The following is a 13,184-nucleotide window of genomic DNA, read 5'->3' as shown; positions in this document are numbered from 1 at the left end:
ATTACTCCACCCCAATCAGCAATCCGATTGCAAGCGCTAATACTGCTATCGCAGTCAACACGCTGATAATGACTGCCATGCGCGGTCCTGGCATCTGCTTATTTTGCCGTAGTGTGCGTTCGTTATGCTTCCATGTCATCCACGCGTACAGGGGGACGATTAACCCAATAATTAAAAACGCAGCAGTTACTACAGATCTGGCTGCTGGCCATACGGGAACGTCGAGTGCTTCGAGGGCTAAGCCTCCTGCGACAAAGGCTAGTGAGGTTCGAATCCACGACAAAAAGGTGCGCTCATTTGCTAGGGAAAATCGTGGATCGGGTTCGTCTCCAACGTCATATACAGACCGCGGATATCTCTTGAGCGCCATACTCATAGCGTAGCTCTACGTGTTCTTTATCCGACAAGTCTTAGGTCTTTTTCGACTCTTTCACATGTAGTGGGAGCGTAATGTGGTGTGTGTTCGTTACATTAATGAATAGTTTCTTTGAGCAAAGCGAGTTGTTGTGAGTACCAACCCACATGTTTTATCGGCGCAGGGTGTCGTTGCAGGTTATTCGTCTCATCCGTCTTTGCGTGGCATTTCGTTGTCGATGTCAAAAGGCGCGCCGGCTATCGGCGTAACGGGGGCGTCGGGTGTTGGTAAGTCGACGTTGGTGCATGCGCTATCTGGGCGGTTAAAACCGCGCAGTGGACGAGTCACTTTTGATGGGAAGGCAGTGTCTCGTCTTCGTCTTGGTGAAAAGAAACGATTTGAAGCCCTTGTGCGCACGGTCGCACAAAACGGTTTCTTTGGCCTTGATAGTTCGCTTACTGTGCGTCGGGTTGTAGAAACTGAGTTACGGCTAGCTCGTAAAGTTGGGCGCGGTTCAGGGCAAAGCATTGAAGATGTTCTGGCTGAGATGTTCTTAGAACCACGTTTTATTGATCGTCGGATTCACACCCTTTCTGGTGGTGAACGTCAGCGCCTCACTATCGCGTTAGCGTTAGTGACAAACCCGGAGATTTTAATTCTGGATGAGCCGACGACTGCGCTTGATTCGTCGTTGAAAGACAAGGTCTCTCATCATTTGCGCGATATTGTTCACGAACGCCAGATCGGTCTCGTCGTGTTATCGCATGACATGAACTTACTGTCTCGCCTCACACCGACCGTCCACGTTTTAGCCGATGGAGAGTTTGTCGAGACGGGGTCTCCGCGTGATCTCCTCATCGATCCGCAGCATCCTGCAACTACAGATATTGCGCAGGCTTACCCAGAAGCCGTCCGAGCGCTACGAACCCTCGAAGACTAAAATGTGGGGGCGCAACCAACCGGTTGCGCCCCCACATTCGCACTAGCAATCGCTGGTTATGCGCGTCCGCGTAATGCACGGTAGCGGGCAATCAACGCGTTAGTTGATGCGTCTGCCGTATATTCGGGTGCTTCTTCAGATGTCAGCATTCCTTCAAATTGCAAAGCCATCTGCTTACCTAGCTCGACACCCCATTGATCGAACGCATTAATCCCCCACAGCACTGACTGCGTGAACGTAATGTGCTCATAAAGGGCAACCAACTGGCCAAGCAATGATGGCGTCAGTCTCTCTGCGATAAGCGAATTGGTTGGCCGGTTACCTGGCATGACACGGTGTGGAACGATCGCTTCAGGTGTGCCCTCAGCGCGCACTTCGTCTGCAGTTTTACCGAATGCTAAAGCCGCTGTTTGCGCAAAGAAGTTCGACATGAACAGGTCGTGCATGGAACCAAGGTCATGGTTTGGTTGCGCAAAGGCAATAAAATCTGCTGGGGTTACTTTGGTGCCTTGGTGCAGCAACTGATAGAAAGCGTGTTGACCGTTTGTGCCTGGTTCTCCCCAGAAAATCTCACCGGTTTGCAGCGGTGTACCTGATGCTGTCTGCTGCACGGATGTCCCATCCATACGCACAGACTTACCGTTAGATTCCATGGTGAGCTGCTGCAAATACGCTGGGAAACGCAGTAAGTATTGCGAATACGGGAGAACAGCGTGAGAGCTGGTTCCGTAAAAGTTGTTGTACCACACGTTAAGCAGACCCATAATGACAGGCACGTTTTGCTCAAACGGCGTGGTTCGGAAATGCTCGTCCATGGCGTGGAAGCCATCAAGCATGTTTCGGTAGTTGTCAGGTCCGATGGACAGTATCAGCGCTAAACCAACAGCTGAGTCGAACGAGTAGCGGCCTCCTACCCAGTCCCAAAACCCAAACATGTTCGCGGTGTCGATACCAAAATCGGCTACCCTTTCCGCGTTCGTTGACACTGCAACGAAGTGTTGCGAAACAGCGTCTTCGCTACCTAAAGCTTCGATGAGCCAGCTGCGTGCTTGTCGGGCGTTGGTGAGTGTCTCAGCCGTACCGAAGGTTTTTGACGCAACAATGAACAGGGTGCGTTCGTAGTCGAGGTCGTGGCATTTCTCAAAGACATCAGTTGGGTCAATGTTTGAAACGAACCTGCATTCGATGTTTCGGTCTGCATAGTCGCGGAGTGCCTCGTATGCCATCACTGGACCGAGGTCAGAACCTCCAATACCAATGTTGACGACTGTGTTAATGGTTTTCCCGGTGTAACCGAGCCATTTTCCGCTACGTACCTGCTCAGCAAATACGCTCATGCGGTCGAGAACGGCATGCACGTCAGCCACAACGTCTTGGCCATCTACAACAAGTTGTGCTGTGCGTGGCAGGCGCAGAGCCGTGTGTAATACTGCACGGTCTTCGGTGGTGTTGATGTGTTCGCCGTGGAACATTGCATCAATTTTTTCTTGTAGCTGCGCAGCGTGTGCGAGGTCTACGAGCTTGGCGAGGGTGTTCTCGTCGATAAGGTTTTTAGAGTAGTCAAGGTGCAAGTCAACGCCTTGCGCAGTGAACTGTGTGCCACGTTCAGGGTACGCTTCGAACTTTTGACGCAGTGTTGTTTTATCAACAACGGTTTTCTCGGTAACGAGCGCAGCCCATTCAGGCGTAGCAGTTAAATCGTATGAGGTCACAGATGCCTCCCTTTTCATCTGAGATTTTCAGGTTTCTTAGCGCGCAACATCATCGTTCGTTGTTCTTCGGGGGAACAGGATACGAATGATGGACGAAGCACTGCAGAAAGCCTGCGGTTCATCTTTGAGGTTACTATTTTTCAAAATTTTTCGTTTAGTCCTTAGACCTAACGGAATACACCTCGTCATGAGCCGCCCAGACTACCTGCAGCTTTACCAATCACGTCTTCCATAATCTGTGCGTTACACAAAGAAATTTAATGCATTTCTTTCACTGTAATACCGGGCATTAAGTCTGCTTTAGAACCACGAATCATGAGGAAAGCTATAACAGCACCGAAAAGCACCACAACCGCGCTTGCGCGGAAAACTGCGTGGTATCCCTCCACCAAATCTGCTGGAAGGTGGGACCCTGCTGACGCTTCCACATATATTGTTGTGAACACTGCCAACCCTATTGAACCGCCAATTTGATTAGAAGCGTTTCCTGTTGCAGAAGCTGCACCCGCATCATGCGGGTCCACACCCAACAAAGCAATGTTTTGCACAGGAACAAACAACAACGCCATACCTATGCCGGCAATAATCAGTGCAGGCATGATCTGGGTCCAATATGAGCCGCCCACTGTCACAAAGGACAGATAGAAAATCCCTACGGAAGCAATGATTGGACCAATAATCAGATAAGGTCTAGGCCCAAATTTTGGCAACAGTTTCGTCGCAAAAGGAACCGTGGATGAAATCGCTACGGTTTGCACAATCATGCCTAGCCCCGCCTGTAATGGCGTGAACTGTAAAACAATCTGCATGTGAAATGTCAGGTAAAGCATCGCGCCTATCATTGTTGCGCCCGCAATCATTTGCAGCAGGAAAGCTCCACTACGTGTCCTGTTCAAAATCCGTAGCGGCAACAAGGGGTGAGCGTATGTTGCTTGACGAACAACAAACACAGTCAACAGAACGACAGCACCTGCGAGATACAACAGCACTGACAGTTGATTCCAGCCGTGCTCTGCAAGAGTGAAACCATAGACGAGCGCACCAAGACCGGCAGTTACTGTAACTGCACTGATGATATCGAGTTTGGTGTCCCCTTGAGCTTTGCTTTCCGTCAGTAAGAGCGCCGCAGCAAAGATAGCGACGACGACAATTGGAACGTTTACGAGAAGGCACCACCTCCATGACGCATACTCTGTCAGGATGCCGCCCAAGATGAAGCCGATGGCGGCCCCCATGCCCGCTGTGGTGCCGAAGATCGCGAAGGCTGTGTTGCGTTCGCGCCCCATAGGAAAGGTGATAGTCAAAATCGCTAACGCGGCGGGTGCCATGAGCGCAGCGAAAACGCCTTGCAAACCTCGAGCAATAATGAGTTCTGCACCGGAGTGGATGAGCCCTCCATAGGCGGAAGCGATGCCAAATCCTGCAAGCCCGACAATGTATGTGCGTTTTCGTCCCCAAAAATCTGCGATACGCCCACCGAGCAGCAGTAGTGAACCAAATGCGAGAGCGTATGCGGTAACAACCCATTGTCGTTGCACGTCAGAAAGGTGTAGTTCGGCTTGGGCGTGCGGGAGTGAAATCGCGACGATTGTGCCGTCGAGGACGACAACAAGTTGTGTCATCGCGACGATGGCAAGCACAAGCCATTTTCGGTTGGGGTGGCTTGTGTCAGTAAAAAGGCTGGACATTCAGTTCCGTTCTTAGGATTAACGCGTTATCGCAGTGCAGGGGTCTTTAGTGCACCATCTATGTACGACAATCTTGGTTGCTTTTCCATTCCCTCAGGTGTCAGTTGCTGCCCACATAAAAACAACTAGTAAGAAAACGTGCCGCGCTTGCCGATAACTATAAGGAACGCATTCGCCCCAACGTTGGAGCCATAGTGAAAAAGCTTGTTGCATTAGGAATCACCATTGCGCTGAGCGGCGTTGCGACGATTGCCGCACCGCCTGCCGCACAGGCCACTGAACCGTCATGTGTTGTGTCTTCGTCGGCGGGCACGCATGCTGCATCTACAACTATTGCGTTGAAGAGAAGCAGTGTCACTGCACAGTCTATGAGGGTTAATCTCACGTGGGTTTCTGGGCCAAAATGCGTGCAGTATCAGTGGGCGACAAACTCTGCGTTTACAAAAAATGTTAAGACAATGATTTTTAATAACCCGTCGAGGGCGTCAAGTGTTCCTGACGATTTTGGTCGGACTCTTCCTTCGCTGAGAAACAACACGAAATATTTCATTCGTGCCCGACTCATTAACGCAGCAGGTGGCGTGGGGCCGTGGAGCAATCTCATTACTGGGGTGACGAACGCGCGAACCCCAGAACCAATAAACGTTAAAGCAGGAAAAGTAAGCAACGGCCGAGTCAAATTGTCGTGGGTGCACAACACTCAATTCACGACGAGTTTCCGCGTGCATATAGCTTCGACACCTTTCACTGGTGGCAAGAAGGGCAAAAACCATACTGTTATTAGTCTTCCAGTAACCGCAAAATCTGTGGTTTTAACAAAGAAGCAGCTAGCGGCGTTAGGAACACCTATTGGCTCTGGCCGTAGTTTCCGCTACAGGGTGGAAGCCCGCAATGTTGGGGCCTCTGAGACTCGTTCGCGGTATTCGCATACGTCAACTGTTGCTGTGGCGGGGCAACCAAACACGAAACCGAAAAAACCTAAGACTTCTTTGCGAATTGGGACGTTCAATGTTGCGTCAGTCAAAGCGTCGGGGCGTAATCCGTCTTGGTCGAGCAGACGTTCCACTGTTGCGAAATATATTGTGAATTCAAAAGCAGGCATTATTGGTTTGCAAGAAGCTTCCACAAATAAGGCAGGCCGCAGCACTCAGCTCAAGCAACTGTTGGCTGAAGTTAAATCTGCTCAGAAGAAGAAAAAGAAGTCTGTGAAGTGGAAGCTTGTGCGCTCAACTCGGTACATCAAGCCTGGGCAGCCGGGCGGGGATGACGGTGCGCGTATCCTTTACGATTCAGCGCGGTACAAGCTGCTTTCAAAGTGTTCTGACACTACGGGTAAGGGAAAAAAGAAACGCAGTTATTCCACGTCATGCACAGTTAAGTTGCCTCGCCTAGGTGGAGTGAACTATCAGCGTTCTGCTGCGGTTGCGCAGTTCCAAGACAGGAAAACGAAACAGAAATTTTGGGTTGTTTCTGCGCACTTGGAGCATCGTAAAGGTTCGAAGTACCACAAGAATAGGAAAGCCCAGGTCGACACTATTTTGAAGCACATGCGGAAAGTCAACAAGAAGAGCCTTCCCGTGTTTTTCGTTGGGGACCTGAATTCTTCAAGCGCGCGTTCTTCTGACTTCTCTATCGTCAATAGGCTTTTCAAGGCCGGATATTTTGATGGTGCCACTGCGGAAAAATCTTCAGGTTTGAAGTATTCGACGTTTAACGGTTGGAAAAAGCAAAAGGCCGCGTCGTCTGGTGTTGCTGGTCGTATCGATTTTGTTTTTGCCAACAGTAAAAACGTGTACGCCACAAAATATACGAACAAGTTCCATGGACAAAAAGCTACGGATCACAACCTCGTCTACGTTGATTTTGTTATGAGGTAGAGGCATGGTGCAGTGGTCTTCACGTTGCTGCACACGCACGTTGTTGACACTGTTTCATAAAACACGCATGCTTCATTTCGGACTTAACGGATTAGTTGATTAAAGGGGTTCCTTACGGAAGAATGTCAGAGATTTACGTCTTGTCTGACTCACCCATGGAAATGATCAACTATGAAACATAGGCTTGCTGCAGCATGCAGTTTTCTTCTTGTCGCTACGCTGCTGGGGTGCTCCCCTGCAACAGATTCGTCGACCTCGTCGACAACGTCGAAGCCATCAACAAACACGTTAAAAACGAGTGAGGGTCTCACGATCTTCGGCAAAGAAGCTCAAAGTTATTCCCTCACGTTGGACGGAAAAGATTTTCAGCGTGGCGACGAGGCCGCGATTTCTAAAACCGGTCTGTCTATGTCTGCCTATAGCACTCCGTGCACTGGACACATTCGGCATGAAACGCAAATCGATAAGATTACATACCTCGCAGTAAAAGTACCGAAAAAAAATGTATGCGATGCGGAAGCACGTGAACTCAACCCTGATGCTGAGCAGGCAGGAGTTGATGTTTCAGGCAAGTTCACACCTTTTACATCCACGGAAAAGCTTGTTCCTGGAGATAAGCCTCGCATGGTCATCGATATGGGAGCCGATGAAAAAACCGTGTATTGGCTTGAAACTGATGCAGCTTCTCAATATCAAGACACATGGCGGCTGTTCTCCGCTGATTTAGACAGCAAAAAATCTAAGGTTCTCCTCACAGCCGAAGACGCTTTAGATTTGCACTCAGCGCTCCCCACTACTTACGCACCATATGTAGCTGTGAAAGATGATCGCGTATATTTTACGAGCTACATCCCCTCTGATGCGTACAGAGAGAAAGCTGAGTCAGGACGCACCTCTATTGATGACTGGGATGAAAAAGATTTCATCCACGCACTCGTATCAGTAAAGACCGATGGAAGCGACTTCCGCATCGAAGCGAAAAATGTGCATGAGTTTGATTTTTCGCAGCAAGGAGTCGCATACATAACGTCCGAAAGAGATGAGATCAAGCAAGACTCTGAAGAGGCTGAGAGTGATGTAGTCGAGGGAGAAATCGGCAACACCGTTTATTCGATGGTTGCTGGTGAAAGCTCAGAGGTTGCAAAGAATTCTGAAATTGCTGGTGGGTTCATTAGTCCTCAAAACCAAATTAATGCCTTTGCTGCTGTAGGCGACACACTAACGTTTTCTCGCGGTACTACCGTTTATGCGGCCAACATCGCAACACAGCAGGTAGATATTGTTGACGTGCAATCACTTTTTGACACGGCGTTTGCCACAAAACCTAACATCGAGATTCCAGATTCAATCACTGAGATTGCTTTAAACAAAACTCACTCAGCTTTCCTACTTGACTCGGCAAGCCCAGACGCTGAAGAAAAAAGTTTTCTTTTCATCTATAACAATGCTGAGAAAACCGGTACGTACTATCTGTTGCCTAGCACCGCTAGTTTCCTTGAAGCCACTGACGAGCGTGTGACTTTTTGGAGCGGTTATGACCTATCTGAGCAGTATTCGATTGCATTGAGTTAAAACAAAATGGTCGGTTTCCCAATCTTCAGATTGGGAAACCGACCATTTTTACTGATATTGAACATTTTCTAACAGCAAACTCTGCCATTAATTTATGAAGTTTAATAAAGTGATGATTTCGTCATCGTGAAGAATAACGGCATCATCAGTTCAATATTTCATTACATTCTCGGACAAGATCATCAAAGATAGTCTGATCGTAAAACGTCATATCGTTGTAATGCTGTACGATATCTTGATCTGAAAGATTCTGCGTTTCCTTCGCTATGACCATACATATCTTGACCTTCATCGCAGGTGTTCCAAGATCGAAAGCATTCAGCATTTTGGAGTTCTCTGAAGAAAAAATTTGATTGGCCGTGAAACTTAAGACATCATTCGACAGTGTCGGCTCCGGAGCAGTGGTCTCGTTCCGAGTGGCTTCGGATTTTCGCGCTTCTAATGCATCAGACTCAAGATGGGAACAGCTGTACAACAGATCTTGAAATTTGTCGGCATATCCATACTCTTGCTCGGATAAACCGTTTACCCCTGCAACAAATTCTTTAATCCCAATTTCCTCTCTAATCTCTGCAATCTGGTAACAGATCTCTTTCGCCTGTTTCATCCCCGCTACATCGTAGTTGGCCTTGATAGCCTTGAATGTGTCGAGATCAAATAACGTTTCAGCATTGATAACCATGTCCTCTTGCATCTGGGCCGGTGTGGGTGTTGTTTGAGTTTGGTGCGCAGGCTGTGCGAATTCGCCACTACACGCTGCCAATAGAGTTGTGACTGAAACAAGGGCGACATAAGTGACAGTTCTGCGCATTATATTGGCCTTTCAAAAGAGTTCTGACCGTTATTAATGTAATGCATAGGAAACTTATTTATCGTTTTGTAGCGCAATATCACCCTCGAAATATTTTTTGTGTAAAACCCTCTGGGGTTTTTCAACGATAAAACATCCGAAAAATAAAAATACACAAAAAGACCCTGGCCTCTTCAGTATTTCTACTGTCAGAGACCAGGGTCTTTATTTACTGCGGTAGTGGAGGGATTTGAACCCCCGGAGGCTTTGACACCTCACAACATTTCGAGTGTTGCACCTTCGGCCGCTCGGACACACTACCTTGCATCCAATAGTTTACCTGTTGTTCGACGAGATCCAAAAGTGATTAAACACCTCTATGGCGTGGGTTGAGTCACTTTCGCTTTGTGTGCTCAAAGTTGAGCTACCGCTTGTTAAGTTACCGACGTGAGGTAAAAAAGTCTGTCAGGAGTTGCGCGCATTCGGTTGTGCGAACGTCAGCTATTACTTCTGTGAAGTGGTTCATGCGTGGATCGCGGACGATGTCCCATACTGACCCTGTAGCTCCTGCTTTCGGGTCCCATGCCCCTATAACTATGCGTGGGATTCGTGCCAGCAAAATCGCTCCAGCGCACATGGCACATGGTTCTAGTGTGACGACGAGGGTGCAGCCCGCAAGCCGCCAGTCGCCGATTACGCTGGCGGCTTGCCGTATGGCTTGGAGTTCTGCGTGGGCGGTTGGATCGTGTGTTTCTTCGCGTTGATTGTGTCCTCGTCCAATAATGCGCCCTTGACTGTCGACGACGACGGCTCCTATGGGAACGTCGCTTTCTTTGTTGGGGGTGTGGTGCTCACGTAATGCACGTTGTGCTTCTGTGAGCGCGTGCCCCATAGCGTCGTGCCATTGTGTGTGGGCGGCAGGGCCGGGTGTTGACATGGGTCTATTCTCCCAAAGCGGGCAGCATATTGTGTGCAGTACTAGATTTTTGGTGAATGACACAGTGCTTTCCGCTGTTTCACTAGTGTTCTAGGGGTTACGGTTAGTACATGCGCCTTCATGTAGCAGATCACCCACTTGTATCTCATAAGCTTGCTGTTCTTCGTAATAAAGAGACAGCTTCTCCTACTTTCCGTCAGCTTGTTGACGAGTTGGTGACGTTGTTGGCGTATGAGGCAACTCGCGAAGTAAAGACAGTTGAGCACCCAATTTCGACTCCTGTCACTGAGACTGTGGGCGTTAAGATCGCTAGCCCTCAGCCGCTTGTTGTTCCTATTTTGCGTGCTGGTTTGGGAATGCTGGATGGTATTACTCGTCTTATCCCGACCGCTGAGGTTGGCTTTTTGGGTATGCAGCGCAATGAAGAAACTTTAGAGGCGATCACTTATGCAAATCGTCTTCCCGACGATTTAACTGGCCGTCAAGTGTTCTTGCTTGACCCTATGCTTGCGACGGGTGGAACGCTTGTTGCGGCAATTAACTACATGCTTGAGCGTGGCGCGGTTGATGTCACTGCGATTTGTTTGATTGCTGCGCCTGAGGGCATCAAGGTTGTTGAAGATGCTATTGGTGAGCGCGCCGATGTGAAGCTTGTGCTGGCGGCTATTGATGAGCGTTTAAACGAGAACGCATACATTGTTCCGGGTCTTGGTGACGCTGGAGATCGTTTGTATGGGGTTGTCGACTAAGTCGTGACCCGGGGTAACTGCCATTAATGAAGAAACTTTTCACCTGTAATGTCTTTGTGCGTTTGAGCAGGTGAAAGGTTCTTCGTGGTGGATCGTCCCAAAAAAATATAGTTTACATTCTCTCACTAGATGAGATGTTTGATGTTACCCCTTTGCGCGCTCTGTAAAACACCGTCAAAGTTATAGTCATGCAAACCACGACCATGCTCCTCGACGCCACCATGATGGCGCCACTTGGCATGCTCGTCTGTTCACGTGCGTGTTGTCGCGGCTGAATCTTTTTACTACGCATTCAGTTCTTTCTTTTTCATCGACAACCTCCTGATTCCCACTTGCTTGTTGGGATCACGACATACTCACGACCTTGGAGAGCGCATGTCCGCCCCTACGCACGAACTACCACCAGCAGCCACAAACCAGCCAGGTTTCTACCTATGGGTTGGCCTCACCAACACCGATTCTGACACGACGGACGCTACCACTGTCCCGCCAGCTCAGATTATCGAAATCGCCGAGGCGCTAGGAGAACTCGCCCGTGAACTCCTACCTTCTGCAGAAACCCACACCACTTTGGCTCTTGGCGGCCTTGAACTGACGACGCATCATAAAAACACACCAGTGAACGCTTCTGATATCCCCGCACACGCACACGGCACTCAACGCTATGTAGCCCCCTACACACCACGGCGCGACTACGCCACTGATGTTCCGGCTAACACACGAGCCGAATCAGCAAAACGCTTAAACGCTAGCGAGCCCGCAGATTACGCCCGTGACACTTCGCTTCCAAACTTCGATTTTGTGCTCAGCCCACGAGTCATCATCGATCTACATAACCGGCGAGTTATTGCAGATTCAGAAGTTCAAAAACTCACCTATAAAGAGTTTGAGCTGCTGGCATACCTCGTTAACTCAACAGGGCGAATAATTTCTCGCGACGAGTTATTTTCTTCAGTATGGCGCACCAGCACTCATTCTGATTCTCGAACAATTGACGTCCATATTCGTCGTCTTAGAGAAAAATTAGGGCTGGAACATCACATCATTACTGTTCGTGGCTCCGGATACAAATTCGAAATCACGGAACAGGTTGATGTTATCCCACCGGCACCGCGTTCTCTGCGGAATATATAAAAGTGGTGGTGGCTATTTAAGCCACCACCACTTTTATGTCGTTTAAAGTGCGTTCCCTTTGAACTTATCGTGTTTCAAAGGTGAGGCATCCTGCTGAATCACTCTCAGCGGACGCTCCTACGCGAATTGATGAAGCGACGCATTCAAGATGGTCATTGTGTACGCAATCACCGCGCTGGCAAGCACCAACGGTGGTTACTACACGGTCTAAGCCACCTTTGACGCCTAGCGGAATAAAAGTTGCGCACTGTGCGTGGACGCCGTGGCCTCCTATAGTGACTGCGCTTGCGTGGCATCCGTCGTGGTTGTAGCCGCAGCCTGCAACATTACATTCACTGACATGTGCGAGTTCTTCTTGAGTTGGCATTTCCCCTCCATAACAGTGCGTAAAACAATTCAATATATCTACAGTAATTTACATAGCATTATGCCGCTAGGTAGTTAGTACTTACTTATATAAAAACGAATTATGCAATAATAGCGTTTCGAAATTAAATTAAATAAAACCCCTAATGACATACACATTTCTAGAATTAACGCATGCGCTGCTTTCGAAAATGACACTGTAGATGACTTCACAGCGCAACGAGTCTAGGCTAGAGAGAACGAAGCAATCGGGAGCAGATGATGAACGCACGCATGTGGGTGGAAGGGACTCCCCTTCCACAGTTATCCCCCGCCCATCTCATCGGAGAAGGCAATACCTACCGGGTGTACATGGTGACCAACGATGTGGTTGTACGAGAACTCACGACAGAAGATGTCTTAGAGCACCCAAACGTTGAACTCATTACCTACCTCAACACGCGAGGATACCCAACACCTGCGCTTTTTGAGGTTCGCGACCGCTACCTCATCATGGAAAGAGTGCACGGTCCGACACTGTTACAGGCACTCATCGCTAACGAAGTGTCCCTGCGTGACGGCGCCCAAATCCTTGTGGATTTACTCAACAAACTCCACACCATCGCCGTTCCAGCTTTTGATGCAGCACGTGGCGTCATCCGCGAAGGTGACTGCATACTTCATATGGACTTACAGCCAGTAAACGTTATTCTCACCGAGACTGGTCCCGCTGTCGTCGATTGGCAAGAAGCGTTATATGGTCCCGCTGCTCTAGATTTCGCTGCGACCGCACTTGCAATAGGAATAGTTGCAGCAGAAAAATCCCCTATTCAACAGGGAGCCCTGCGTTTCCTTGAGCATTTCATAGAACTCTCACACGCAGACATTGGGTTGTATCTCGATGAAGCACGAGATTTACGTATAGCACTGCCCTACACCACAACCGAAGACGCTGAACTTATTGAGCGGGCACGAGAAACTGTCTTATCTAAGCTCAGCACCCAACCCTCATAGCTAAGGCTGCTCAGGACTCCACACAATAACGGCGCGCCCAGACCTCAACTTTGATGTGTCCTGTGCGGATT

At 49.0% G+C, this 13,184-nt stretch carries 12 protein-coding genes and 1 tRNA gene; 6 read left to right on the top strand and 7 right to left on the bottom strand.

Features of this window, described 5'->3' with window-relative positions; translation table 11 throughout:
- Position 1: 1 nt before the first annotated feature.
- Entirely contained in the window at positions 2-370 is a 369-nt protein-coding gene (locus ACR9EC_RS10790) for a YidH family protein (protein ID WP_435299231.1), read from the bottom strand.
- Between the two features lie 136 nt (positions 371-506).
- Here ACR9EC_RS10790 and ACR9EC_RS10785 point away from each other — a divergent pair, with 136 nt between their 5' ends.
- Positions 507-1,295, top strand: a complete 789-nt coding sequence (locus ACR9EC_RS10785) for an ABC transporter ATP-binding protein (protein WP_435299230.1) — start codon at positions 507-509, stop codon at positions 1,293-1,295.
- Between the two features lie 56 nt (positions 1,296-1,351).
- On the opposite strand, the gene pgi is transcribed toward ACR9EC_RS10785, so the two are convergent.
- Positions 1,352-3,025: a glucose-6-phosphate isomerase gene (pgi, locus tag ACR9EC_RS10780; protein ID WP_435299229.1), complete on the bottom strand. Its 1,674-nt coding sequence runs from the start codon at positions 3,023-3,025 to the stop codon at positions 1,352-1,354.
- Positions 3,026-3,264: 239 nt separating this feature from the next.
- A complete protein-coding gene (locus ACR9EC_RS10775; protein ID WP_435299228.1) occupies positions 3,265-4,695 on the bottom strand; it encodes an MFS transporter in 1,431 nt (476 codons plus the stop codon).
- Positions 4,696-4,889: 194 nt separating this feature from the next.
- On the opposite strand from ACR9EC_RS10775, the gene ACR9EC_RS10770 reads away from it, so the two are divergent.
- Both ACR9EC_RS10770 and ACR9EC_RS10765 read left to right on the top strand, forming a co-directional pair.
- Entirely contained in the window at positions 4,890-6,572 is a 1,683-nt protein-coding gene (locus ACR9EC_RS10770) for an endonuclease/exonuclease/phosphatase family protein (RefSeq protein ID WP_435299227.1), read from the top strand.
- 171 nt (positions 6,573-6,743) lie between these two features.
- On the top strand, positions 6,744-8,144 hold the full coding sequence (locus ACR9EC_RS10765) for a hypothetical protein (RefSeq protein WP_435299226.1): 1,401 nt from the start codon (positions 6,744-6,746) through the stop codon (positions 8,142-8,144).
- A 145-nt stretch (positions 8,145-8,289) separates the two neighbouring features.
- Here the strand turns inward: ACR9EC_RS10765 and ACR9EC_RS10760 are convergent, their stop codons facing one another.
- The 3 genes from ACR9EC_RS10760 to tadA all read right to left on the bottom strand — a co-directional run bounded on the left by ACR9EC_RS10760 (position 8,290) and on the right by tadA (position 9,871).
- Positions 8,290-8,955: a hypothetical protein gene (locus tag ACR9EC_RS10760; protein WP_435299225.1), complete on the bottom strand. Its 666-nt coding sequence runs from the start codon at positions 8,953-8,955 to the stop codon at positions 8,290-8,292.
- 214 nt (positions 8,956-9,169) lie between these two features.
- A tRNA-Ser gene (locus ACR9EC_RS10755) sits at positions 9,170-9,256 on the bottom strand.
- A 117-nt stretch (positions 9,257-9,373) separates the two neighbouring features.
- On the bottom strand, positions 9,374-9,871 hold the full coding sequence (tadA, locus tag ACR9EC_RS10750; RefSeq protein WP_435299224.1) for a tRNA adenosine(34) deaminase TadA: 498 nt from the start codon (positions 9,869-9,871) through the stop codon (positions 9,374-9,376).
- A 110-nt stretch (positions 9,872-9,981) separates the two neighbouring features.
- On the opposite strand from tadA, the gene upp reads away from it, so the two are divergent.
- Positions 9,982-10,620: a uracil phosphoribosyltransferase gene (gene upp / locus ACR9EC_RS10745; protein ID WP_435299223.1), complete on the top strand. Its 639-nt coding sequence runs from the start codon at positions 9,982-9,984 to the stop codon at positions 10,618-10,620.
- A gap of 375 nt (positions 10,621-10,995) precedes the next feature.
- Positions 10,996-11,754 (top strand): winged helix-turn-helix domain-containing protein, encoded by a 759-nt coding sequence (locus ACR9EC_RS10740; protein WP_435299222.1) that lies wholly within the window; start codon positions 10,996-10,998, stop codon positions 11,752-11,754.
- A 64-nt stretch (positions 11,755-11,818) separates the two neighbouring features.
- Here ACR9EC_RS10740 and ACR9EC_RS10735 read toward each other — a convergent pair whose 3' ends face one another.
- Complete coding sequence (locus ACR9EC_RS10735) at positions 11,819-12,121, bottom strand: DUF1540 domain-containing protein (RefSeq protein WP_435299221.1); 303 nt, start codon at positions 12,119-12,121, stop codon at positions 11,819-11,821.
- A 350-nt stretch (positions 12,122-12,471) separates the two neighbouring features.
- On the opposite strand from ACR9EC_RS10735, the gene ACR9EC_RS10730 reads away from it, so the two are divergent.
- Positions 12,472-13,113, top strand: a complete 642-nt coding sequence (locus ACR9EC_RS10730; protein ID WP_435299220.1) for a phosphotransferase — start codon at positions 12,472-12,474, stop codon at positions 13,111-13,113.
- Positions 13,114-13,184 lie beyond the last annotated feature (71 nt).

This window comes from Timonella sp. A28 (assembly GCF_051200815.1).
Taxonomy (GTDB): domain Bacteria; phylum Actinomycetota; class Actinomycetes; order Actinomycetales; family Cellulomonadaceae; genus Timonella.
This window is presented reverse-complemented; position numbering and strand designations above follow the sequence as displayed.

Bases quoted from the DNA above. Each gene is read 5' to 3' on its own strand.
- ACR9EC_RS10790 (WP_435299231.1), bottom strand. From the start codon at position 370: ATGGCGCTCAAGAGATATCCGCGGTCTGTATATGACGTTGGAGACGAA.
- pgi (WP_435299229.1), bottom strand. From the start codon at position 3,025: ATGAAAAGGGAGGCATCTGTGACCTCATACGATTTAACTGCTACGCCT.
- ACR9EC_RS10775 (WP_435299228.1), bottom strand. From the start codon at position 4,695: ATGTCCAGCCTTTTTACTGACACAAGCCACCCCAACCGAAAATGGCTT.
- ACR9EC_RS10765 (WP_435299226.1), top strand. From the start codon at position 6,744: ATGAAACATAGGCTTGCTGCAGCATGCAGTTTTCTTCTTGTCGCTACG.
- ACR9EC_RS10760 (WP_435299225.1), bottom strand. From the start codon at position 8,955: ATGCGCAGAACTGTCACTTATGTCGCCCTTGTTTCAGTCACAACTCTA.
- tadA (WP_435299224.1), bottom strand. From the start codon at position 9,871: ATGTCAACACCCGGCCCTGCCGCCCACACACAATGGCACGACGCTATG.
- upp (WP_435299223.1), top strand. From the start codon at position 9,982: ATGCGCCTTCATGTAGCAGATCACCCACTTGTATCTCATAAGCTTGCT.
- ACR9EC_RS10740 (WP_435299222.1), top strand. From the start codon at position 10,996: ATGTCCGCCCCTACGCACGAACTACCACCAGCAGCCACAAACCAGCCA.
- ACR9EC_RS10735 (WP_435299221.1), bottom strand. From the start codon at position 12,121: ATGCCAACTCAAGAAGAACTCGCACATGTCAGTGAATGTAATGTTGCA.
- ACR9EC_RS10730 (WP_435299220.1), top strand. From the start codon at position 12,472: ATGGTGACCAACGATGTGGTTGTACGAGAACTCACGACAGAAGATGTC.